Source organism: Burkholderia sp. WTPI3, from assembly GCF_021483755.1.
In the GTDB taxonomy this organism is placed as follows: domain Bacteria; phylum Pseudomonadota; class Gammaproteobacteria; order Burkholderiales; family Burkholderiaceae; genus Burkholderia.
Window position 1 is genome coordinate 1 of sequence record NZ_JAGIXF010000039.1, and the last position, 22,455, is coordinate 22,455.

19 protein-coding genes and 1 pseudogene are annotated in these 22,455 nt (G+C 68.2%); 12 read left to right on the plus strand and 8 right to left on the minus strand.

The genetic code is table 11. The annotated features are described in order from the left end of the window. The first annotated feature begins 439 nt into the window (after positions 1-439). The 5 genes from J7024_RS20975 (at position 440) to creD (ending at position 5,931) form a co-directional block, all read left to right on the plus strand. Positions 440-1,348: a sterol desaturase family protein gene (locus J7024_RS20975; RefSeq protein ID WP_124829952.1), complete on the plus strand. Its 909-nt coding sequence runs from the start codon at positions 440-442 to the stop codon at positions 1,346-1,348. A gap of 105 nt (positions 1,349-1,453) precedes the next feature. Next, positions 1,454-2,164, plus strand: coding sequence for an SDR family NAD(P)-dependent oxidoreductase (locus J7024_RS20980; RefSeq protein WP_175751807.1), 711 nt, complete (start codon positions 1,454-1,456; stop codon positions 2,162-2,164). A gap of 87 nt (positions 2,165-2,251) precedes the next feature. After that, on the plus strand, positions 2,252-2,974 hold the full coding sequence (gene creB / locus J7024_RS20985) for a two-component system response regulator CreB (protein WP_124829954.1): 723 nt from the start codon (positions 2,252-2,254) through the stop codon (positions 2,972-2,974). Positions 2,975-2,990: 16 nt separating this feature from the next. Continuing rightward, positions 2,991-4,442, plus strand: a complete 1,452-nt coding sequence (creC, locus tag J7024_RS20990) for a two-component system sensor histidine kinase CreC (protein ID WP_124829955.1) — start codon at positions 2,991-2,993, stop codon at positions 4,440-4,442. 112 nt (positions 4,443-4,554) lie between these two features. After that, positions 4,555-5,931 (plus strand): cell envelope integrity protein CreD, encoded by a 1,377-nt coding sequence (gene creD, locus J7024_RS20995; RefSeq protein ID WP_124829956.1) that lies wholly within the window; start codon positions 4,555-4,557, stop codon positions 5,929-5,931. Between the two features lie 89 nt (positions 5,932-6,020). On the opposite strand, the pseudogene J7024_RS21000 reads toward creD, so the two are convergent. Beyond that, positions 6,021-6,428: pseudogene (locus tag J7024_RS21000) on the minus strand (RidA family protein); the annotation flags it as partial. Between the two features lie 213 nt (positions 6,429-6,641). Here J7024_RS21000 and J7024_RS21005 point away from each other — a divergent pair. Further along, positions 6,642-6,839 carry an oxidoreductase-like domain-containing protein gene (locus J7024_RS21005; protein WP_124829958.1) on the plus strand — a complete coding sequence of 66 codons (198 nt, stop codon included), beginning with the start codon at positions 6,642-6,644 and terminating at the stop codon, positions 6,837-6,839. An 86-nt stretch (positions 6,840-6,925) separates the two neighbouring features. Here J7024_RS21005 and J7024_RS21010 read toward each other — a convergent pair whose 3' ends face one another. Then, the gene (locus J7024_RS21010) at positions 6,926-8,386 is read right to left on the minus strand and encodes an MFS transporter (protein WP_175751806.1); all 1,461 of its coding nucleotides are present in this window, start codon (positions 8,384-8,386) and stop codon (positions 6,926-6,928) included. Between the two features lie 157 nt (positions 8,387-8,543). Here J7024_RS21010 and J7024_RS21015 point away from each other — a divergent pair, with 157 nt between their 5' ends. Together J7024_RS21015 and J7024_RS21020 are read left to right on the plus strand one after the other, a co-directional pair. After that, on the plus strand, positions 8,544-9,416 hold the full coding sequence (locus tag J7024_RS21015; protein ID WP_124829960.1) for a LysR family transcriptional regulator: 873 nt from the start codon (positions 8,544-8,546) through the stop codon (positions 9,414-9,416). A 59-nt stretch (positions 9,417-9,475) separates the two neighbouring features. Beyond that, complete coding sequence (locus tag J7024_RS21020) at positions 9,476-9,796, plus strand: DUF7660 family protein (protein WP_124829961.1); 321 nt, start codon at positions 9,476-9,478, stop codon at positions 9,794-9,796. A 42-nt stretch (positions 9,797-9,838) separates the two neighbouring features. On the opposite strand, the gene J7024_RS21025 is transcribed toward J7024_RS21020, so the two are convergent. Continuing rightward, entirely contained in the window at positions 9,839-10,738 is a 900-nt protein-coding gene (locus J7024_RS21025) for a LysR family transcriptional regulator (RefSeq protein WP_124829962.1), read from the minus strand. 98 nt (positions 10,739-10,836) lie between these two features. On the opposite strand from J7024_RS21025, the gene J7024_RS21030 reads away from it, so the two are divergent. Then, positions 10,837-11,847, plus strand: coding sequence for an NAD-dependent epimerase/dehydratase family protein (locus J7024_RS21030; RefSeq protein WP_175751805.1), 1,011 nt, complete (start codon positions 10,837-10,839; stop codon positions 11,845-11,847). A gap of 35 nt (positions 11,848-11,882) precedes the next feature. On the opposite strand, the gene J7024_RS21035 is transcribed toward J7024_RS21030, so the two are convergent. From J7024_RS21035 to J7024_RS21055, 5 genes are all read right to left on the minus strand, one after another. Continuing rightward, positions 11,883-12,584 carry a DUF2848 domain-containing protein gene (locus J7024_RS21035; protein ID WP_175751804.1) on the minus strand — a complete coding sequence of 234 codons (702 nt, stop codon included), beginning with the start codon at positions 12,582-12,584 and terminating at the stop codon, positions 11,883-11,885. 50 nt (positions 12,585-12,634) lie between these two features. After that, positions 12,635-13,954, minus strand: coding sequence for an MFS transporter (locus J7024_RS21040; protein WP_124829965.1), 1,320 nt, complete (start codon positions 13,952-13,954; stop codon positions 12,635-12,637). Between the two features lie 93 nt (positions 13,955-14,047). Continuing rightward, on the minus strand, positions 14,048-14,734 hold the full coding sequence (locus tag J7024_RS21045) for a DUF4286 family protein (protein WP_234745431.1): 687 nt from the start codon (positions 14,732-14,734) through the stop codon (positions 14,048-14,050). Between the two features lie 100 nt (positions 14,735-14,834). Further along, positions 14,835-15,872, minus strand: coding sequence for a LysR family transcriptional regulator (locus tag J7024_RS21050; RefSeq protein ID WP_124829967.1), 1,038 nt, complete (start codon positions 15,870-15,872; stop codon positions 14,835-14,837). Between the two features lie 171 nt (positions 15,873-16,043). After that, positions 16,044-16,835: an SDR family NAD(P)-dependent oxidoreductase gene (locus J7024_RS21055; protein WP_175751801.1), complete on the minus strand. Its 792-nt coding sequence runs from the start codon at positions 16,833-16,835 to the stop codon at positions 16,044-16,046. A gap of 353 nt (positions 16,836-17,188) precedes the next feature. Here J7024_RS21055 and J7024_RS21060 point away from each other — a divergent pair, with 353 nt between their 5' ends. The 3 genes from J7024_RS21060 to J7024_RS21070 are packed head-to-tail and all read left to right on the plus strand — an operon-like array spanning position 17,189 to position 22,219. Next, positions 17,189-19,333 carry a hydantoinase/oxoprolinase family protein gene (locus J7024_RS21060; RefSeq protein ID WP_124829969.1) on the plus strand — a complete coding sequence of 715 codons (2,145 nt, stop codon included), beginning with the start codon at positions 17,189-17,191 and terminating at the stop codon, positions 19,331-19,333. A gap of 11 nt (positions 19,334-19,344) precedes the next feature. Then, positions 19,345-21,669 (plus strand): hydantoinase B/oxoprolinase family protein, encoded by a 2,325-nt coding sequence (locus tag J7024_RS21065; RefSeq protein ID WP_124829970.1) that lies wholly within the window; start codon positions 19,345-19,347, stop codon positions 21,667-21,669. Positions 21,670-21,712: 43 nt separating this feature from the next. Next, the gene (locus J7024_RS21070) at positions 21,713-22,219 is read left to right on the plus strand and encodes an acetone carboxylase subunit gamma (RefSeq protein ID WP_124829971.1); all 507 of its coding nucleotides are present in this window, start codon (positions 21,713-21,715) and stop codon (positions 22,217-22,219) included. Positions 22,220-22,455: the final 236 nt, after the last annotated feature.

The window sequence follows — 22,455 nt, forward strand, 5'->3', positions numbered from 1 at the left end:
TGATCCGAACGCGATTCGCCGAGAGATGCCGCCCATTACCGTCCGACGAATGCACCGGACGAGCCCGGCCGGAACCAGCAACATCATCCTGTCGTCGCGTGCATCGCGAACCAGCATCTCCCGTAACAAATGCCATGCCCGCATTCTTCCGACACAGCGGCAGCGGTGGCGACCACTGCCGCCGTTCATGCCGCTCGGCGACATGCGCCGACATATTTCCCGCCGGCCAAACGCGACGTGTAACCGCAGCCACTCCCGGCCCCCGCACACGCAGGGCCGCGGCCGCAGCAAACGCCCAACCCCTTCTCCCCGCGACATACCGCGACACATTTGATTCGTGGCGTTACCGCACCCCGCCCACTACAGTGCGTCTCATTCGACGCGACCGCGGCACGTGCTGCACATGACGCGTCCGATTCAACCGAAGGAGAGACTCATCATGCTCATGACCACCGGCAAGCTTGCGTACTTCGCCACACTCTTCATCGTCGCCGTGTCGCTCGTCGAAGCGGCCGTGCTCACCTGGCGCCGCAGCCGCCGGTCCGAACCGTTCGACTGGAACGAGGTCTGGCTGTCGCTTGCCGATCTCGCGGGCCGCAAGCTGCTCGCGCTGGTGCCGCTGTCGCTCGCCACGCCGATCTTCGACTTCGCGTGGACGCACCGGCTGTTCACGATCCCGCTGCACAGCGTCGCGCTCGCGCTGCTCGTGTTCGTCGGCCAGGAGTTCTGCTACTACTGGTATCACCGCGCGTCGCACCGGGTCCGCTTCTTCTGGTCGACGCATGCCGTGCATCATTCGCCGAACCAGCTGACGCTGTCGTCCGCGTTCCGGCTCGGCTGGACCGGCAAGATCGCTGGCGCCGCGATGTTCTTCACGCCGCTCGTGTGGCTCGGCGTGCGTCCGGAAGCCGTGCTCGCGATCCTGTCGTTCAACCTGCTGTACCAGTTCTGGCTGCACAACACGTGGATGCCGAAACTCGGCTGGTTCGAATACGTGTTCAACACGCCGTCCGCGCACCGTGTACACCATGCGTCGAACCTCGACTACCTCGACGCGAACTACGGTGGTGTGCTGATCGTGTTCGACCGGCTGTTCGGTACCTACGTCGCGGAACGCGCGGACGAACCGTGCCGCTACGGCCTCGTCACGCCGACCCGGTCGCGCAACCCGTTCGTCGTCGAACTCGAGCACTGGGCGAGCCTGGCTCGCGACGTCGCCGCCGCCCGCGACGTCTGGACCGCGCTGCGCTTCGTGATGCTGCCGCCGGGCTGGCGTCCGGACAACCGGGGCGAGACGACGGAGGAACTGCGCCGCCGCAGTCTCGTCGTCGTGCGCACGGATGCGTGAACGGCGCTACGCCGTCGAAACGCCGGCGCGGCACACTCGGGCGGCGGCCGGCATCGGCCTCGCAGCGTGCATAATCGAACACCCTCGACATTGGAGAACGCATCGATGGAACACGAACTGAAAGGCAAGGCAGTCGCGATCACCGGCGGATTCGGCCATCTCGGCGTCGCCACGGCAGCCTGGCTCGGCCGGCACGGCGCGCGCGTCGCGCTGATCGGCCGCGGCGCGGCGCCCGACGAGACGCTATCCGGCGTGCCGGCCGACGCGCTGCGCATCGGCGGGATCGATCTCGTCGATCCGCAGGCGGCCGTGCAGGCGCTCGACACCGTGAATCGCGAACTCGGCCGGGTCGACGCGCTGCTGAACATCGCGGGTGCATTCGTGTGGCAGACGATCGCCGATGGCGATGCGGCCACGTGGGACCGCATGTACGAACTGAATGTGAAGACGGCGCTGAATGCGTCGAAGGCCGCGTTGCCGTATCTGGTGGCGAGCCAGGCCGGCCGCATCGTCAACATCGGCGCGGGCGCGGCGTTCAAGGCCGGCGCAGGGATGGGCGCGTATGCGGCCGCGAAGGCGGGCGTCGCGCGGCTCACCGAGGCGCTGGCGGCGGAACTGCTCGATCGCGGCGTGACCGTGAACGCGTTGTTGCCGAGCATCATCGACACGCCGCCGAACCGCAAGGACATGCCCGACGCGGACTTCTCGCGCTGGGTCCGGCCCGAACAGCTCGCGGCGACGATCGGGTTTCTACTGTCGGCCGGCGCGCAGGCGATCACCGGCGCATCGATTCCGGTGAGCGGTCGCGTGGTGTAACGGACGGGGGGCTCGCGGCGGGGGGCGCGTGCCGCATCCGGCCGTGCGTACAATGTCGCACCGGATTGCGCGACAGAACCCGAGACCATGAATCAGCCACATATCCTGATCGTCGAAGATGAACTGGCGATCGCGGACACGATCGTCTACGCCCTCGGCACGGAAGGCATGCAGACCGTGCACTGCACGCTCGGGCAGGCGGCGCTCGACCGCTTGAGCGACACGCGCTTCGACCTCGTGGTGCTCGACGTCGGCCTGCCCGACCTGAGCGGCTTCGAGGTGTGCCGCCGGTTGCGGACCTTCTCGGACGTACCGGTGATCTTCCTCACCGCGCGGCACGACGAGATCGACCGGATCGTCGGGCTCGAAATCGGCGCGGACGATTACGTGGTCAAGCCGTTCTCGCCGCGCGAACTGGCCGCGCGGGTGCGCGTGATCCTGCGGCGCTTCTACCGGCCGGCGATGCCGCATCCACAGCCGGCAACGGCAGCGCCCGCGCCCGCTGCGCCCGTTGCGTCCGTCGCACCGGGCTTCGAACTCGATACCGACGGGGCGCGCGTGGCATGGCTCGGCCACCCGTTGAACCTGACGCGCTACGAATTCGGCCTGCTCGCGCTGTTCGTCCGGCATCCGGGGCGCATCTACTCGCGCGAGCAACTGATGGACCTCGTGTGGCATGAGGCATTCGACTCGGCCGATCGCACGGTCGACACGCACATCAAGACGCTGCGCGCGAAACTGCGCGCGATCGACCCCGAACGCGACCCGATCCGCACGCATCGCGGCATGGGTTATTCGCTGCAACCGTGACGAGCGGAACCGCACCATGCATATCGGCCTGCGCATCTTCTTCGGTTTCTTCCTGATCGTCGGCCTCGCCGCGCTGATCACGCTGCGGGTGTTCGTGCAGGAAGTGAAGCCCGGCGTACGCGAAGCGATGGAGGACACGCTGGTCGACACCGCCCAGGTGCTCGCGACGCTCGCATCCGACGACATGGCGAGCGGACACATCGCCGACGGCGCGTTCGCGCGCCAGCTCGACACGCTGCACGCACGTCCGGTCAGCGCGAACGTCTGGGGCATGCACAAGGACGCGATCAGCTACCGGATCTACGTCACCGATGCACGCGGCATCGTCCGCTACGATTCGGCCGGTGTCGCGGTCGGCCAGGACTATTCGCGCTGGAACGACGTGTACCGGACGTTGCGCGGCGAGTATGGCGCCCGCAGCACGCGCGCCGATCCGAACGACGACAGCAGCACCGTGATGCACGTCGCGGCGCCGATCCGGCACGGCGACGCGATCATCGGCGTGCTGACGATCGCGAAGCCGAACCAGACGGTCGCGCCGTTCATCGCGCGCAGCCAGCGCAAGATCATGTTGTATGGCGCGCTGCTGATGGGCGGCGCGATCCTGATCGGCGTCGCATGCACGTGGTGGCTCGTGCTCGGGCTGCGGCGCCTGCAGCGCTATGCGCGTGCGATCGCGGCCGGCGAGCGCGCGACGATGCCGCTGCAGGGCGCGAACGAACTGGCCGAGCTCGGCCGCGCGGTGGAAACCATGCACCAGCGTCTGGAGGACCGGCAATACGTCGAGACCTACATCCACACGCTCACGCATGAAATGAAGAGCCCGCTTGCAGCGATCAGCGGTGCGGCCGAACTGCTGCACGAAGAGATGCCGGTTGCGAACCGCCGGCGTTTCACCGAGAACATCCGCCGCCAGGCTGGCCGCCTCGAGCAGATGATCCGCAAGCTGCTCGCGCTCGCCGAAGTGGAGCAGAAGCAGCGGCTGTCGGTACACGAACCGGTTGCGCTGCTGCCGGTGCTCGACCAGCTCGTCGAGGACCTCGAGCCGCGCGCGCGTCAGCGCGGCGTGAGCGTGCGAATCGATGCCGATCGCGCGGCCGGCGCGGCGGTCGTCGACGGCGATCCGTTCCTGCTGCGCCAGGCGCTCGGCAACCTGCTCGACAACGCACTGGATTTCGCGCCGCGCGGCAGCGCGATCCGGGTCACACTCGAACGGCACGCGGCGGGGCGCGGGCAGGTCGCGGTCGTACGCGTCGCCGACGCCGGCCCCGGCGTGCCCGACTACGCGCTGGCACGCGTGTTCGAGCGCTTCTATTCGCTGCCGCGTCCCGACGGGCAGGACCGCAGCACGGGGCTCGGCCTGTGCTTCGTCCGCGAAGTCGCGATGCTGCATCGCGGCCAGATCTCGCTCGCGAATCGCGACGAAGGCGGCGCGTGCGCGACGCTCACGCTGCCGTCGCCGGGCTGAGCGCGCCTCACGCCCGCCACACACTCGCCACACCTTCGCTTCACACCGGCTTCAATCGGCCTTCACCGGGCCGGCTCATGCTGACCGTACCTTCACTCCGGTACCCGTCAGCATGAATCGAGTCCTGTTGTTCAAGTCCCTGATCACCGCGTGCCTCGCGCTACTGATCCTGATCCCGTTACAGATGGTCGGCGGCATCGTGCAGGAACGCGCGGCGTATCGCGACAGCGCGTTGCAGAGCGTCTGGTCCAGCTATGCGGGGCCGCAAACGGTGACGGGCCCGGTGCTGGTCGTGCGGTACACGGAAGTCACGCGCGTGCGCGACGACACACCGGCCGGCGGCGCGACGAAGACGAGCCTGCATCGCGAGAGCCGGCGCCTGTTCGTGTTTCCGAAGACGCTGAATGTCGAAGGCACGCTGGAGACGAGCATGCGCTATCGGGGCATTCACAAGGCGCTGGTGTACGACCTGCAGAGCCGGCTGTCGGGTACGCTGGCGCTGCCGGACCTGAAGAAGCTGCCGCAGGCCGACGCTCACGTGAGCTTCACGATCGACAGCGCATACGTCGCGATCGGCATCGGCGATATTCGCGGGCTGACGTCGCAGCCGGTGCTGAACCTCGCCGGCCGGGCGCTCGGCCTGGAGCAGGGCACGCGGCTCGACGGCCTGCGCCAGGGCGTGCACGCGAACCTCGATCTCGCGGCGCTGGCGGACGCGAGTCCGGGGACGGTCGTGCCGTTCAGCATCGCGTTGCCGCTGCGCGGCGCGGAATCCGTTTCGTTCGCGCCGGTGGCCGACCAGAACGATTTTTCGCTGAGGTCGACGTGGCCGCATCCGAGTTTCGGCGGCACATTCCTGCCGTATCGCCGCACCGTCGACGCACACGGGTTCACCGGCAACTGGCGCGTGACGTCGTTCAATACGAAGGTGCGCGAGCAGATCGCAGCCGGCAACGGGGAGGGCGCGCTGGAGACGGCGTCGGTGTCGGTGATCGAACCGGTGAACGTCTATCTGCAAACCGAACGTGCGACGAAATATGGCGCACTGTTCGTCGTCCTGACGTTTGCGAGTTTCTTCATGTACGAACTCGTGAAGCGGTTGCGCATTCACCCGATCCAGTACCTGCTGGTCGGCCTGTCGCTCGCGTTGTTCTTCCTGTTGTTGCTGAGCCTGTCCGAGCACATCGCGTTCGGTTACGCGTATCTCGCGGCAAGCGGCGCATGCATCGGGCTGCTCGGCTTCTATCTGTCGTTCGTGCTGCACAGCGTGAAGCGCGGCGCCGCCTTCGCCGGGCTGCTCGCGATCCTGTACGCGGCGCTCTACGGCTTGCTGCTGTCGGAGGACAACGCGCTGATGCTCGGCTCGCTGCTGCTGTTCGCGATCCTCGCCGGGATCATGACGCTCACGCGGCGCATCGACTGGTATGCGCTGGGTGCCGCGTGGCAACCGCTCGCCGACAAGGCGAAGCCCGAGGCGCCGGCGAAGTAGGCGCGATGGCGGTGACGACGCGGTCGGCCGGCAGCACCCCGGCCGTCGCGCCAACTGCCACCGTGTCGTCGATTCATGCCTGGCGGGGGCGGCCTGCGGAACCGCGTCGACGGAATTTCCGCGATCGCCGCGATTTCGATCAGCAGATCGGGATGGTACAGACGTTCGACCTGGACGGTCGTCGTCACGGGATAGGGTTCGGCGAAGAACGTCTTGCGAACGTCGCCGGCCTGCATGAACGCGTCGATGTCGGTTGCGTAGTGAACCAGCGAGATCACGTCCTGCATCTGTCCGCCGAGGGCGGCGAGCACGTCCCGGACGTTGCCGAGCGTCTGCAGGACTTGCTCCCGCATGTCGCCGGCACCGACGACGTGCCCGTCCCGGTCGAGCGCGACCTGCCCCTTCAGATGCACGATCCGGCCGTCGCCCTGAATCACGGCAATCGAGAACGCGCCGAACGGCGCCCAGACTTCCGGCGGATTCACGGCTTCGGCCATGACGCGACTCCCGGGGGTAGAGGGTCGGCGATCCGGACGGCGACGGCGCTGGACATGCGCGCAACGAGAGCGTGTCGTCGACATGGCCGTCCGGGCCGCCGATAATCGGGCCATTATGGACGAACGCGCGGCAATGCGGCGGCACATTGATCACGAACGGATGTGACGCGGCATCCGCGTATACTGAGCACGTCTTTTCATCCGATTTTCGCCGTGCCAAAGTCTCCCGCCCTCGAATCCCCCGCAGACGATCCGCGTCCGACCCCGCCCGTACAACCCGAACTGGAAGACTGCTGCAACAGCGGTTGTTCGCCGTGCGTTTTCGACCTGTACGACGAAGCACTCGCGCGCTACCGCGTCGAGCTGGCCGAATGGGAAGCGCGGCATTCGCAACAGAAGCATCAGCAGTGAAGTGATGCCGGTCCCGATGCCGGCGAGCGGCCGTGCATGCGCCGTTACCGGTGCGCCGCAGCCAAGGCGTTCCAGGCCCGGCAGCGTCACGCGTGAGCCCGCGCCCGCCGATGCATCGGCCCCAACGCGGCCGACAATGCGATACACACGAGCAACAGGGCTGTCAGCGCCCGCATCGCCGTCCGGAAACCCGCGACGTAATCGGTTGCGGCCGGATGCGCGCCGAGCCGCGCGAAGAACAGCCCGCCGAGCGTCGCCGCGCCGACGGCCGCGCCGATCTGCAACATCGCGGTGACCATGCCGGACGCGACCCCCGCGCGGGCCGCGTCCACTTCGGCGAGCACGATCCGCACGACCGACGGCAGCACGAGCCCTTGTCCGACTCCGATCGCCGTGATGCCGGCATAGAAGCCGGCGCCGGGCGCATGGTCGCCGGCCAGCGCGGCGGCGGTCGCGACGCCGGCTGCCAGCATCGCGAAGCCGAGCGTGAGTACGCGATAGCCGCCGAACCGGTCGACGAGCCGCGGCATCAGCAGCGGGCTCGCCAGAAAGCCGATGCCGAGCGGCAGGATCGCGAGCCCGGACGCGAGCGGCGACCAGTTCAGGCAGCCCTGCAGGTAGATCCCGTAGCTCAGGAAGAACGCGCTCAGCATGTAGAACAGGAACGCGAGCGTGAGCCCGAGTGCGACGACGGGATTGCGCAGCAGGCGCACGTCCAGCAGCGGATCGCGGCCGCCGGCGAGCCGGCGCGCTTCGACCGTCAGCAGCGCGCCGAGCATCGGCAGCGCGCCGACGAGGCACGCGACCATCCACAGCGGCCAGCCGGCTTCGCGCCCGTGCGTGAGCGGATAGACGAGCATCAGAAGGAACAGCGACAGCAGCACCGTGCCGGGCACGTCGATGCGCTGGCCGCGCGGCGGCCGGCTTTCCGGGATGAAGCGCCAGCTGCCGATCAGCGCGAGAATGCCGATCGGCAGGTTGACGAGGAAGATCGCGCGCCAGCCGAGTCCGAACGGATGCAGGCTGATCAGCGCACCGCCGCCGAGCTGGCCGATCACGGCAGCAAGCCCGAACACGAAACCGTAGAAGCCCATCACGCGCACCTGCTCCTGCGGGCCGAACACGCTGCGGATCGTCGCGAGCACCTGGGGCGCGAGGATCGCGGCGAACAGGCCCTGCAGCACACGGCCGCCGACGAGCACCGCGCCGCTGCCGGCGAGCCCGCACAGGGTCGACGCGACCACGAAGCCGGCCATGCCGATCATGAACATGCGCCTGCGACCGTACAGGTCGCCGAGGCGGCCGCCGGTGATCTGCACGACTGCGTTGGCGCACGCATAGGCCGACACGACGAGCTCCAGCTGAGCCGGGCGGGCGCCGATGCCGTCGCGAATGGCGGGCAGCGCGAGATTCACGATGAAGTAGTCGAGCGGCGGCAGAATGGCGCCGACCAGCAGGACCACGAGCGCCCAGCCATGATGGCTGCGCGCCGGTGCCGCGGCGGCTGTGCCGGCCGGCGCGCAACGGGCGAGGGTGTTGTCGGTCATGTACGGAGGTCCGAAAGAATGAGGGCTGCATGCCGAGCCGGGCGAGCCGGGTTCGGCGGCATGCCGTTGAAGCGACATTCTGCGGATCGCCAATGATTCGGAAAAGCGGGAATAGGTGGTAGCATCCATCGTGTTATTCGATGGATGGAGAAGGGCGATGCGCGGTTTCGATCTGGATCAGTTGCGCACTTTCGCGGCGGTGGCGGATGCGGGCAGCCTTACGGCGGCCGCACCGCTGCTGCATTTGTCACAGTCGACGGTCAGCGAGCAGGTGCGCAAGCTCGAATCGCGCGCCGGCGTGCCGCTGTTCGTGCGCAGCAAGCGCGGCGTCGAGCCGACGCCGGCCGGCGCGCGCTTGCTGCAGCACGCACGGCGCATCGTCGCGCTGAACGAGGCGGCGTTCGACGAGTTGCGCGGGCAGGCGATCAAGGGCGAATTGCGCGTCGCGATCACCGATTACTACCGGACGCATGAAGTCGCGGGGCTGCTCGCGCGGCTGCGGGAGTGCTACCCGCAGCTGAGCCTGCACGTGAGCGCGATGAAGAGTGCCGAGATCGAAACCGCGCATGCGCGCGGGCAGATCGATCTCGGCGTCGTGATGAACCTGTCGAGCGGCCCGTTCCGGCCCGCGTCGGCCGATACGCGCTGGGTGCTGCGGCGCGAACCGCTGTCGTGGGTCGCGTCGCCGGCGCTGGCCGAGCAGTTGCCCGAGCCGTTGCCGCTCGTGCTGCTGCCGGACGACTGCATGATGCATCAGATCGCGGTGCGCTCGCTCGACGAGCAGCACGCGCCGTATGTGCTCGTGCACAGCGCATCGGGCGTCGCGGGGCTGCAGTCGATGCTCGCGGCGGGGCTGGGCGTGGGGTGCCTGTGCGCGTCGGCGATCGGCGAGGGGCTTGTGCGGCTGGGCGCGAAATACCGGCTGCCGGCGCTGCCCGATGCCGTGTTCTCGCTGACGCCGCCGATGCCCGGCGAACGCGAGACCGTCACGCAGGCGCGCGAGGTGCTGTCGCGGCAGTTGCTGATGTGAAATCATGCCGCGCGCGGGGCGTCGGCATGTATTCGGGGGACAGGCAAGGGGGGCTACGCATGAACGACGAACTGAAGCGCCAGATGGCCGAGCGGTTGCAGCACGCGCTGGAGCGGGTGGTCGACGAGCGCTCGTTGATCCATTTCCTGCGCGTGCTCGGCAATGACTGGCGCAAGGAGCGTCAGCTCGAGGCCGACGTGCCGCCGGCGCCGTATGCGGCCGCGGTGCTCGGCTGGGAGAACCGCTCGATCGGCGAGTACCTGGAGGCGATGGTTGACTGGGCCGAGGCGTCCGAGGAAGGGCTGCGTCGCCACGACCTGCCCGACAATCCGTGGCGGCGCATCGCGGACATCCTGTTCGCCGGCAAGATCCACGAGTAGCGCGCGGCGCGGCGAATCGCCGGTGCGGCAGGGGCGAACGCCCTAGTCGGCCGTCCCTTCAGCATACGCGCGCAGCCCGTTCGCCAGCGCATCGAACACGGCCCGGCAGCGCGGGCTCGTGCGCAGATCCTCGTGCATGACCACCCAGGTTTCCAGCGTCATCGCGAGCCTGTCCGGCAGCACGCGGGCGAGCCGTGCATCGCGTTTCGCGAGCCCGCCCTGGCAGAAGCCGATCCCGTAGCCGGCGCGGATCATCGCGAGCTGCGCGAGATTGCTGTCGGTGCGCAACGCGAACGCGTCGCGCTTCCACATCGGCATCCCGCGGCTCGCCGCGCGGATGAACGGCGTGACCGTATCGAAGCCGATCAGTGCGTGGTGCGCGAGATCGTCGATCGTCGAAGGTGCGCCGTTGCGCGCCAGATAGTCGTCGCGTGCATACAACCCCACTTCGATCTCGCCGACGCGACGTGCCACGAGCGCGTCCTGCGCAGGCGGCGTCATCCGCACCGCAATGTCGGCTTCGCGGTTCAGCACGTCCTGGATGCGGTCCGTCGGCACCAGTTCGATCACAAGCCCCGGATGGTCGCGCCGCAACTGCGCGAGCATCGGCGGCAGCACCTCGACCGCGATCACGTCGCTGGCCGAAATGCGTACCGTGCCGCGCACCCCCGCGCCATGGCTCGCGGCGGCGCGCTCGAACGCGGCTGCCGCGCTGCGCAGCGCTTCCGCATGGCCGCGCAGCGCGAGGGCGGCCTCGGTCGGCAGCAGCCCCGACGGCGAGCGCGTGAACAGGGTCTGGCCGAACGCGGCTTCGAGCGCCGCGACGTGGCGGCCGACCGTCGGCTGCGTGATGCCGAGCGCGCGCGCGGCACCCGACAGCGAGCCCTCCGTCAGCACGGCGAGGAAGGTCCGGTAGCGTTCCCAGTTCAGATCGGGGGTCATGCATAAATGTATAGCCGATCCATTAGGTTCGGCAATTCCTTGTTAGCCGGCCGCGCGCCAGAATGCGCTCATCGACGGTTCATTCATGGAGGGCGGCAATGACGACGAACGCAGGCGGGACGCAACGACGGGCACTCGTGCTCGGCGCGAGCGGAGGAATCGGCGGCGAGGTCGCACGTCAGTTGCGCGATGCCGGCTGGCAGGTGCGCGCGCTCAAGCGCGGGCTCGACGCCGAGACGGTGGAGCGCGACGGCATCGCGTGGATGCGCGGCGACGCGCTCGATCGCGAAGCGGTGGTCCGCGCGGCGCGCGGCTGCAGCGTGATCGTGCATGCGGTGAACCCGCCCGGCTACCGGAACTGGAACGAGCAGGTGCTGCCGATGATCGACAACACGATCGCGGCGGCGACGGTGGCGCAGGCGACTGTCGTGCTGCCCGGGACGGTTTACAACTACGGCCCCGACGCGTTTCCGGTGCTGCGTGAAGAGGCGCCGCAGCATCCGACGACCCGCAAGGGCGCGATCCGCGTCGAGCTGGAGCGGCGGCTGCAGGCGGCGACCGCGCAGGGCGTGTGGACGATCATCGTGCGGGCCGGCGATTTCTTCGGCGCGCACGCGGGCAACAACTGGTTCGGGCAAGGGCTCGTCAAGGCCGGGCGGCCCGTGGCCGCCATCAGCGTGCCGGGCCGGCCGGGCGTCGGCCATCAATGGGCCTACCTGCCGGACGTCGCGCGCACGATGGTCGAACTGATCGAGCGGCGCGACACGCTGGAGCCGTTCGCGCGCTTTCATCTCGGCGGTCACTGGGACGCGGACGGCATGCAGATGGCGCAGGCCGTGCGCCGCGTCGCGCAGCGGCACGGAATGCGGCCGACGGTGCGGCGTTTCCCGTGGTGGCTCGTGTGGGTGGCCGCGCCGTTCGTCACGACGATGCGCGAGATGCTCGAGATGCGCTATCTGTGGCGCGAGCCGCTGCGGATGGACAACGCGCGCGTGACGGCGGCGCTCGGCCGCGAGCCGGTGACGCCGCTCGATACGGCGGTGGAGGAAGCGCTGGCGGGGTTGGGGTGCTTGCGGCGAGCGGGCGCGACGGCGGCGGAAATGGGGTAAGCCGGCACGGGGCTGATCCTCACCGCCGCCCGTCGTTACGCCACCACCGGCAGCATCTCGACCGCATACCGGTGCCGCAGGCTGCGCCCGAGCACCGGATCGTGCAGTTCCATCTCGAACGCATCGCCGTCGTCCATTGCCGCGATGGCGCCATGCACGACGACGGTGCCGCCGAACATCGCGCAGCGCGCGGGCATCGTGCGACGGTCGTCGAAGCGCTGCCACAGCGCATCGGGCGCGAGCAGCCCGCTGACCGCGCCATGCTGATACGCGACGCGTTCGCCGTCTCGTTTGATCCACCACGAACGCATCTCGATCGCATCCCAGTGATCGGCGATGTCGGCGTAGCGCCACGCGTCGCGGCCAAGCGGCTTCGCGCATACCTGTTTCGACACCGCGACGCCATACGCTTCGACTTCCCGATCGGTGTGATCCGACCCGAGCGTGACCAGCGTGCCGGCCGGGCTGTCGATCAGCACGCACTCGATCTCGCCGCCCGAGCGCGCGCCGAGCACGCCGATCGACGGCGCCTGCGTGAGCAGTGTGGGCGCCACGCGATAGAAGCACGGCGTGGTCGACGGCGGCGCGACGCCGAGTGCCGCGAGTTCGTCGATGTGCGCACGGATCGCGGCGGGATCGCGTCCGGCCCAGCCGGCGATCACGACGCGCTCGATCTCGACGTCGACGGCGGCCGGTGCGCCTTGCGGGGAAATCACGTTGAACGACAGGGCTTGCATGCGGATATCCGTTGGAAGTACGAATGAATGAGGCGATCGACGTGGGATGCTCAGTCGGCGAGCGGCCGATGAGCGGTTTCGCGCGCGGCGAGCAGTGCGACCGACGTGACGACGAGCGCCGCCGCGACATACAGCGACACGGCCGTCGTCGTTCCCGTCTCGCGGAACAGCGTGGCGATCACGAGCGGCGCGAAGCCGCCGCCGACGATGCCCGCGAGCGTGTACGCCAGCGACGAGCCTGCGTAACGCACGCGAGTCGGAAATTGCTCGGTGACGAACGCGCCTTGCGGGCCGTACATCACCGCATGGATCACGAGGCCGATCGCGACGGCCGCGACGATCGCGGCGGGCCGTGCCGAATCGAGCATCGTGAAGAACACGAACGCCCACACGATGCCGGCGATCGCGCCGGCGAGATACACCGGACGGCGCCCGAAGCGGTCCGACAGCGCGCCGAAGAACGGCACCGCGAGCGCGTTGCAGGCCGTGCCGACCATCACGGCCGTCAGTGCGACCGGGCGCGACAGATGCAGCACGGTCGTCACGTAGGTCAGCGTGAACACGACGATCAGCGCGTACAGCACGTCCGAGCCGATCCGCGAACCGCCGGCGATCAGCAGGCGCCGCCAGTGGCACTTCAGCACTTCGGCGACGGGCACTTCGGCGGTCGCGTGCGATTCGGCGAGCTGCTCGAACTGCGGCGTTTCGTCGACGCCGCGGCGCAGCCAGAAACCGAACACGACGAGCAGCGCACTGGCCGCGAACGGCACGCGCCAGCCCCACGACAGGAAGTCGCCGGACGTGGTCGACAGCGTGACGAGCGCGATGCAGCCGGTGCCGAGCAGCGTGCCGAACGACGGGCCGATCTGCGTCCACGACGCGGACAGTCCGCGGCGTTTCTGGTCGCCGTGCTCGACCGACAGCAGCACCGCGCCGGCCCATTCGCCGCCGAGCGCGACGCCCTGCACGAAGCGCAGCGCGACGAGCAGGATCGGGCTCAGGATGCCCGCCTGCGCATAGGTCGGCAGGGCGCCCATCAGCGCGGTCGTCAGCCCCATCAGCACGAGTGTGAGCATCAGCACCGCGCGGCGGCCGATCCGGTCGCCGAGGTTGCCGAACACGAAGCCGCCGAGCGGACGCGACACGTAGCCGACCGCATAGGTCGAGAACGCGAGGATCGTGCCGGCGAGCGGATCGACCGACGGAAAGAACAGGTGATTGAAGACGAGCGCGGCGAGCGTGTTGTAGATCGTGAAGTCGTACCACTCGAGCGACGTACCGATCATGCTCGCGGTCGCGAGTCGGCTGTTGCGGACGCGGCGGGGCGCGTGGGCGGCGGGCTGGGCGAGAGTGCTCATGGTGTCGGGCATGTCGTGACGGATGACGGGATGGCGCGCGTGGCCGACGGGCCGGCCGCGTGCTGCGCGTGCGCGGCGCGGCCGTGCCGGCATCGGTGTCGGGGTTCAGGCGGGCAGCGCGGCGGCTGCAGGCTTCGTTTCTGCATCGTGGCGGGCGAGCCCGAGCGGCGCGGCCGCGCGCCACATCAGGTCGAACGTGCGCACGTCGTCGTGCCCGGCGAGCGCGGCGGCGACACGGCGCGTGGCGGCCGCGTCGCTGCCCTCGATCAGCACGAGCGCGTCGGCGGCCGGACGCGCGGCCGCATCGGCGCCGATCGGCGCGGAAAGATCGGGCGCGGTGCGGAACAGCCGTGCCGCATGGATGCCGGGTTCGCGCAGTGCGTCGTCGAAGCGTTCGCGCAGGCCCGGCACGTCGATGCGTTCCGGCGGCAGCACGAACAGCGCGAGATGCACGCCTTCGCCATCGCCGGCTTCGATCGTCAGGTCGCCGACCCGTCGCTGCGTGCCCGTCATCCGCTCGAAATTCGCGAGCGACCAGGCCGTTTGATCCGTGAACGCGCGCCGGTACGCGTCGCTGCGAAACACGTCGAGCGTATCGGTCACGTATAGCGCGAGGTATTTGCGCGGGCCGTTATCGGTCGCGCGAAACCGCCGGGCATGCGTGAAGCCCGGAATCGCGACGCGCTCCTGCATGTGCTCGCGGTCGTACCACGCGTTGAAATCGGCTTCGTAGGCCGGGTCGATATCCGTCCAGACGCAGAGCTGGCCGTGAGGAAGGGAAAGGCGGGTCATCGCGAGGTTCCTTGAGACGGGGTGTGTCAGGAACTGCAGTGTCCCGAAGACGGGCCGCACCCGTCCAACAAGAAAACAAATTCGCGGTGAACAGGTTTTCTTATGAGCGGCGCGGGCGGCGCTTCGCGGGCGGGGCGGATTTCGGCGTGCGTTTTACCGCCGCGGTTTTGGTCTTGGCCGGCGCCCGGGCAGGCGCGTTGTCGACGGTGCCGGTATCCGCATCGGCCTTCGCCGACGCGCCCGGCTTCGCATGACTCGCGGCCGCCGACATCGCACGCGCGACTTCGCTCGCCAGCTCCGCGATGCGCGCGGCCACCGGCTGGCCCTGCGTGCGATACGACGCGACCAGCGGCAGCGCGGGGAATTCGGGTTCGACGTCGAGCAGTTCGAGCGCACCTTCCTGCAGTTCGCGGCCGATGATCGCGGGCGGCAGCGCGGCCACGCCGAAGCCGTTCGCGACGAGCCGGATCATCGCGGCGACCGACGTGATGCAGTTGATGCTGGCCGGCCGTTCGACGGCCGCGAACAGCCGCTCGATCGTCGCGTGCGGACCCGAGTGGCGCGAGAAGCTGATGATCGGATATGCAGCGAGCCGCGCGACGTCGAGCCGTTCGCCGCCGAGCCCGAGACGCGGGCTTGCCGCCCAGTGCACCGGGAATTCGCACAGCGGCAGGTTCGTGAAGTCGGGGCCGGGCACCGGGTCGGTCTGCAGGATCAGGTCGACGCCGTCGGTGCTCAGCAGCCGGATCAGGTGCAGCGTCGTGTCGCTCGTGATCTCGACGTCGAGGCGCGGATAGCGCTCGCGCAGTTGCGCCATCAGCGCCGGAAACCAGCTGTGCACGATCGACTCGATCACGCCGATCCGGATCAGGCCGGCGTCGCTCGCCGCATCGATGTCGCGTCGCATCTCGCTGTCGAGCCGCACGATCCGCTCGGCATACGCGAGCATGCGCCGGCCCGCGGGCGTGAGCGTGGCCGAACGCGTGTTGCGGTCGAACAGGCGCACGTCGAACGCCTCTTCCAGCGACGCGATGCGGCTCGACACGGCGGCCTGCGTCGTATGCAGCTTTTCGGCCGTGAGCCGGAAGTTTTCCAGCTTCGCGAGCCAGACGAAGGTTTCAAGAAACCGGATGTTCATCGAATCCCGAACGGTGAGGCGGTGCCGCGTGCGGCGGCGGATCGGTCGATGTTAGCGGATTTTCGGGCGGGCGAACGCGCCGGCCGTGCGGCGTGCCGGAAGACGAGCGGGAAACGTCGCGCGGCCGCATTCGGCGGCGCGTCGCGCGCAGCGGTATGGCCTTCCCCGTCGTTACAGCTTGTCGAATGCGAGCGTCGGTACGTCGACGACCATCGCGCCGCCGTCCGCGACGAGCGTCGCGCCGGTCACGAACGACGCGTCCGGCGACGCGAGGAACGCGCACACGGCCGCGATTTCGTCCGGATCGGCCGCGCGCCGCAGCGGCACGTCGGCGCTCACGCGCCCATACGCGCCGTCGAGCGTGTCGCCGTATGCGGACATCAGCGGTTCCATTTCCGCATCGGCCATCGGCGTGCGGACCCAGCCCGGGCATACCGCATTCGCGCGCACGCCGTGCGGCCCGTAGTCGCGGGCGAGCGACCGCGCGAGCCCGAGCAGCGCATGCTTGCCGACCGTGTAGCCGCAGACGCCGGGGCCGGCCGCGAGCGCGGCGATCGACGCGACCAGCACGATGCTGCCGCGCTGCGCGATCAGGTCGGGCAGGCACGCGCGGGCGCTGACGAACGCTGTGTCGAGGTTCGCGTGCATCGCATCGCGCCACCGGGCGTCGTCGGTTTCGTCCGCGCGGCCGAGACCGTGGCCGCCCGCGCAGGCCACGAGTGTGTCGACGCGGCCGAACTGTTCGGCGATTGCGGGCAGGAAACCGGCCCAATCCGCCGTGCTCGCCGCGTCGCCCGCGAGCGCGAGGCCGCCCGTTTCGGCGGCCAGCGCGTCGAGCGGTGCGCGACGTCGCCCGATCAGCACGACGCGGTCGCCGCGGGCCGCGAAGCGGCGCGCGCACGCAGCGCCGATGCCGGTGCCTGCGCCGGTGATCGCGATCGTACGGGGTTGCGGGTGCGTCATGTCGTTCTCCGGAAAGGTGTGGATTCCGGCCACTTTAGAGGCCGGCCGGCCGCGCGGCTATCAGCCGAATGGCTGAACGCGAACGACGGCGCGCAGCCGGCGACGCCGACTGATATCCGGACGCCGGACCAGTCCGGAATCCGGACGTCCGTCGCGGCGTCGTCCACCTGCGCCAATGCGCCCGGTTCGACGACCCCACGCCAGGCATGGCCTGGCGCGCTTCGAGTCGCCCGATCCGCCGAATGGCACGGTTGTTGCCTCCTTGCAGACGAGCCGGCGCCCGGGTTCGAACGATGACCTCGCTCGAACCGGGACACGGCTCATCACGACTTCAATCATTGGAGACATCAACCATGGAAGGACTTTCGCAAGTCCAGGTCTTGGGCATCGACGCGGGCGGCACGATGACCGACACCTTCTTCGTGCGCGAGGACGGACGGTTCGTCGTCGGCAAGGCGCAAAGCAATCCGGAGGACGAGTCGCTAGCGATTTTCAACTCGTCGCAGGATGCGCTCGCCCACTGGCAACGCGACGTCGACGACGTCTATCCGGAACTCGTCACCTGCGTGTATTCCGGCACGGCGATGCTCAACCGCGTCGTGCAACGCAAGGGGCTCGACGTCGGGCTGCTCGTCAACAAGGGCTTCGAGCACGTGCACCTGATGGGGCGCGCGATCCAGAGCTACCTCGGGTACGCGCTCGAAGAGCGCATCCACCTGAATACGCACCGCTACGACGAGCCGCTCGTGCCGTTGTCGCGCACGCGCGGCGTCACCGAGCGTACCGACGTCCAGGGCGAAATCGTCATTCCGCTGCGGGAAAGCGAAGTGCGGCAGGCCACGCGGGAGCTGGTCGCCGCCGGCGCCAAGGCGATCGTCATCTGCTTTCTCCAGTCGCACAAGAACGCGACGAGCGAGCGCCAGGCACGCGACATCGTGCGCGACGAGCTGGCCGGGCACGGCGTCGATCTCCCGGTTTTCGCGTCGGTCGACTACTACCCGCAGCGCAAGGAAAGCCACCGGATGAACACGACGGTGCTCGAGGCGTATGCGGCCGAACCGTCGCGGCAGACACTCAGGAAGGTGAGCGACCGCTTTCGCAAGCACGGCGCGAAATTCGACCTGCGGGTGATGGCGACGCACGGTGGCACGATCAGCTGGAAAGCGAAGGAACTGGCACGCACCATCGTGTCGGGGCCGATCGGCGGCGTGATCGGCTCGAAGCTGCTCGGCGAGGCGCTCGGCTACGACAACATCGCGTGCTCGGACATCGGCGGCACGTCGTTCGACATGGCGCTCATCACCAAGGGCAAATTCGCGATCGCGTCCGACCCGGACATGGCGCGCCTCGTGCTGTCGCTGCCGCTCGTCACGATGGACTCGGTCGGCGCGGGCGCCGGCAGCTTCGTGCGGCTCGATCCGTACAGCGGCGCCATCAAGCTCGGGCCGGACAGCGCAGGCTATCGCGTCGGCACGTGCTGGCCCGACAGCGGCCTGACGACGGTGTCCGTGTCCGATTGCCACGTCGTGCTCGGCTACCTGAATCCCGACAACTTCCTCGGCGGCCAGATCAAGCTCGACGTGAATCGCGCCCGCGAGCACATCCGCGCGCAGATCGCCGAGCCGCTCGGGCTCTCCGTGGAGGATGCGGCGGCCGGCGTGATCGAACTGCTCGACCTGCAGCTGCGCGAATACCTGCGCTCGAACGTCAGCGCGAAAGGCTACAGCCCGACCGAATTCGTGTGCTTCTCGTACGGCGGCGCGGGGCCGGTTCATACCTATGGCTACACCGAAGGGCTGGGCTTCAAGGACGTCGTCGTGCCGGCGTGGGCGGCGGGCTTCTCGGCATTCGGCTGCGCGTGCGCGGATTTCGAGTATCGCTACGACAAGAGCGTCGATCTCGCGTTGCCGCAACTCGCATCCGACGACGAAAAGGCGGGTGCCGCGCAGACGATCCAGAAGGCCTGGTCCGAACTGACGGCCAAGGTGATCGACGAGTTTCGCATCAACGGCTTCAGCGAGCGGGACGTGATCCTGCGGCCGGGCTTCCGGATGCAGTACATGGGCCAGCTCAACGACCTCGAAATCGAGTCGCCGATCGCGAGCGCGTCCGGTGCGCACGACTGGGACAAGATCGTGACCGCGTTCGAAGACACCTACGGCCGCGTGTATGCGAGTTCCGCGCGCTCGCCGGAGCTGGGTTTCTCGGTCACGGGCGCGATCATGCGCGGCATGGTCGTCACGCAGAAGCCGGTCTTGCCGGAAGACCCGGTCGCCGAGCCGGCGCCGCCGGCGGACGCGCGCATCGGCACGCGGCGTCTGTATCGGAACAAGCAGTGGCACGACGCGGTGATCTGGCGGATGGAGTCGCTCAAGCCGGGCAACGAGATCGCGGGCCCCGCGATCATCGAATCCGACGCGACGACGTTCGTCGTCCCCGAGGGTTTCGCCACCACGCTCGACAAGCACCGCCTCTTCCACCTCAGGGAAGTCAAGTAAGGAGACATGCGATGAACATGATGTCCAGCCAGGAAGTCGGTTTCGCCGATCTGCTGAAGAACGGCCAGACGCTCAAGCAGTTTCGCGACGGCATTCTCGAGCGCACCGAGCGAACCGGCCATTACAACGGGCTCGAGCGGCTCGAGCTGCGCGAGCGCGATCCGATCCGCTACGAGAAGATGTTCTCGAAGCTGCGCGGCGGCCTCGTGCATGCGCGCGAAACGGCCAAGAAGATCGCCGCGAGCCCGATCGTCGAGCAGGAAGGCGAGCTGTGCTTCACGCTCTACAACGCGGCGGGCGACTGCGTGCTCACGTCGACCGGGATCATCATCCACGTCGGCACGATGGGCGCGGCGATCAAGTACATGATCGAGAACAACTGGGAAGCCAACCCGGGCATTCAGCCCGGCGACATGTTCACCAACAACGACTGCTCAATCGGCAACGTCCACCCGTGCGACATCGCGACGATCGTGCCGATTTTCGCGCACGGCAAGCTGGTCGGCTGGGTCGGCGGCGTCACGCACGTGATCGATACGGGCGCGGTGACGCCGGGATCGATGTCGACGGGCCAGGTGCAGCGCTTCGGCGACGGCTACATGATCACGTGCCGCAAGACGGGCGTGAACGATACGCCGCTGCGCGACTGGCTGCACGAGAGCCAGCGCTCGGTTCGCACGCCGAAGTACTGGATTCTCGACGAGCGCACGCGCATCGCCGGCTGCCACATGATCCGCGACCTGATCGAGGAAGTGATCGCCGAGGAGGGCCTCGACGCATACGAGGAATTCAGCTACGAGGTGATCGAGGAAGGGCGTCGCGGCCTGCAGACGCGCATCAAGGCGATGACGCTGCCCGGCAAGTATCGCAAGGTCGCGTTCGTCGACGTGCCGTACAACCATCCGGACGTGCAGACGTCGTCGGCGTTCGCGAAGCTCGACTCGATCATGCATTCGCCGGTCGAGATGGAGATCCGCAAGGACGGCTCGTGGCGGCTCGATTTCGAGGGCGCGAGCCGTTGGGGCTGGCACTCGTACAACGCGCACCAGGTCGCGTTCACGAGCGGCATCTGGGTGATGATGACGCAGACGCTGGTGCCGACGCAGCGCATCAACGACGGTGCGTATTTCGGCACCGAATTCCATCTGCCCAAGGGCGCATGGATGAATCCGGACGACCGCCGCACCGGGCACGCCTACGCGTGGCACTTCCTGGTGTCGGGCTGGAGCGCGATGTGGCGCGGCCTGTCGCAGGCGTATTTCAGCCGCGGCTATCTCGAGGAAGTCAACGCGGGGAACGCGAACACGTCGAACTGGCTGCAGGGCGGCGGGATCAACCAGGACGGCGACATCCATGCGGTGAACAGCTTCGAGGCTTCGTCGTGCGGCACCGGCGCATGCGCGATCAAGGACGGCCTGAATCATGCGGCCGCGATCTGGAACCCCGAAGGCGACATGGGCGACATCGAGATCTGGGAGATGGCCGAGCCGCTGCTGTACCTCGGCCGCAACGTGAAGTCGAATTCCGGCGGCTACGGCAAATACCGCGGCGGCTGCGGATTCGAGACGCTGCGCATGGTCTGGAAGGCGCAGGACTGGACGATGTTCTTCATGGGCAACGGCTACATGAACAGCGACTGGGGGCTGATGGGCGGCTACCCGCCTGCCACCGGCTATCGCTTCGAAGCGCATCGCACGGGCCTCGAGGAACGCATCGCGCGGGGCGAGAGCCTGCCGCTCGGCGGCGACACGAATCCGGACCTGCCGGACTACGAAAGCCACCTGAACGCCGGTGCGATCGTCAAGCGCGACCAGCAGTGCATGACCACGGAGGACTGCTACAGCAACTACGATCTCTACCTGAACTACCTGCGCGGCGGCCCCGGCTTCGGCGATCCGCTCGACCGGGAAATCGACGCGATCGAACGCGATCTCAACAATGCGGTGCTGCTGCCCGAATACGCGCAGAAGGTCTACGGGGCGGTCGCGACACGGAATGCCAACGGCATCTGGACGGTCGACCCGCAGGCGAGCGCGCTGCAGCGCATCGAGATCCGCAACGCGCGTCTCGCACGCTCGCAACCGACCCGCGAATGGATGAAGGGCGAGCGCGAACGGATCCTGCTCAAGCACGCGTCTACGCAGGTGCAGCATATGTTCGCGACGAGCTTCGGCCTGTCGGAGAAATTCGAGCAGCAGTTCCGCACGTTCTGGGAACTGCCGGACACGTGGACGCTCACCGAGGACGAGCTCGACGTGCCGACCTACGGTTCGAAATTCCGCATGGACCTGTCGAAGATGCCCGACGTCAATACGGTGGTGCTGGTCGAGGAGTGACCCGGATTCCCCTACGCACCATCACCCACATGGAGGACTGGAAATGTCTACCTACACCAAGGAACAGATCAGGAACATGGTCGACGGCAAGCTCGACTGGGACACGACGTTGCGCATGCTGTCGATGCCGAAGGACGGCGAGCGTTTCCGGATGTATGTCGAGGCGCTGCAGCAGAAGCTCGGCTGGAAGGACCGCATCGTGTTGCCGCTCGGCCCGCACCTGTACATCGTGCAGCAATGGGCGACCAAGCACTGGGTCACGCAGTGCGACTGCGGCCACGTGTTCTGCGATTACCGCGACAACTGGAAGCTGCACGCGAACGTCTTCGTGCGCGAATCCGACGAGGCGATGGACGAGGTCTATCCCCGCCTGATGGCGCCGGATACGCAATGGCAGGTCTATCGCGAATACTACTGTCCGACCTGCGCAGCGATGCACGACGTCGAGGCGCCTACGCCGTGGTATCCGGTCATTCACGACTTCGAGCCCGACATCGATGCGTTCTACGCGGAATGGGTGCATCTGCCGGTTCCGGAGCGTGCGCAATGATCTGACATGCGAGTCCGTTCGCGGGGCCCGGCATTCGCCGGCCCCGTCGGCCCGGCTCGCGCCAGGCGTTCTATTTCCGGCCGTTCGATTTTCGAACGGCCGGTTTCTTTTCGGTCACCGGTTTCCGGCGGCGCACCGCACCGCGCGCCAGCTTGCGGGTCACCACCAGCTGGCGCGCGCATTGCTTGCAGTGGCTCGTATCCGGACGGCCGCCCAGGCGCCGTAACGGAGTACGA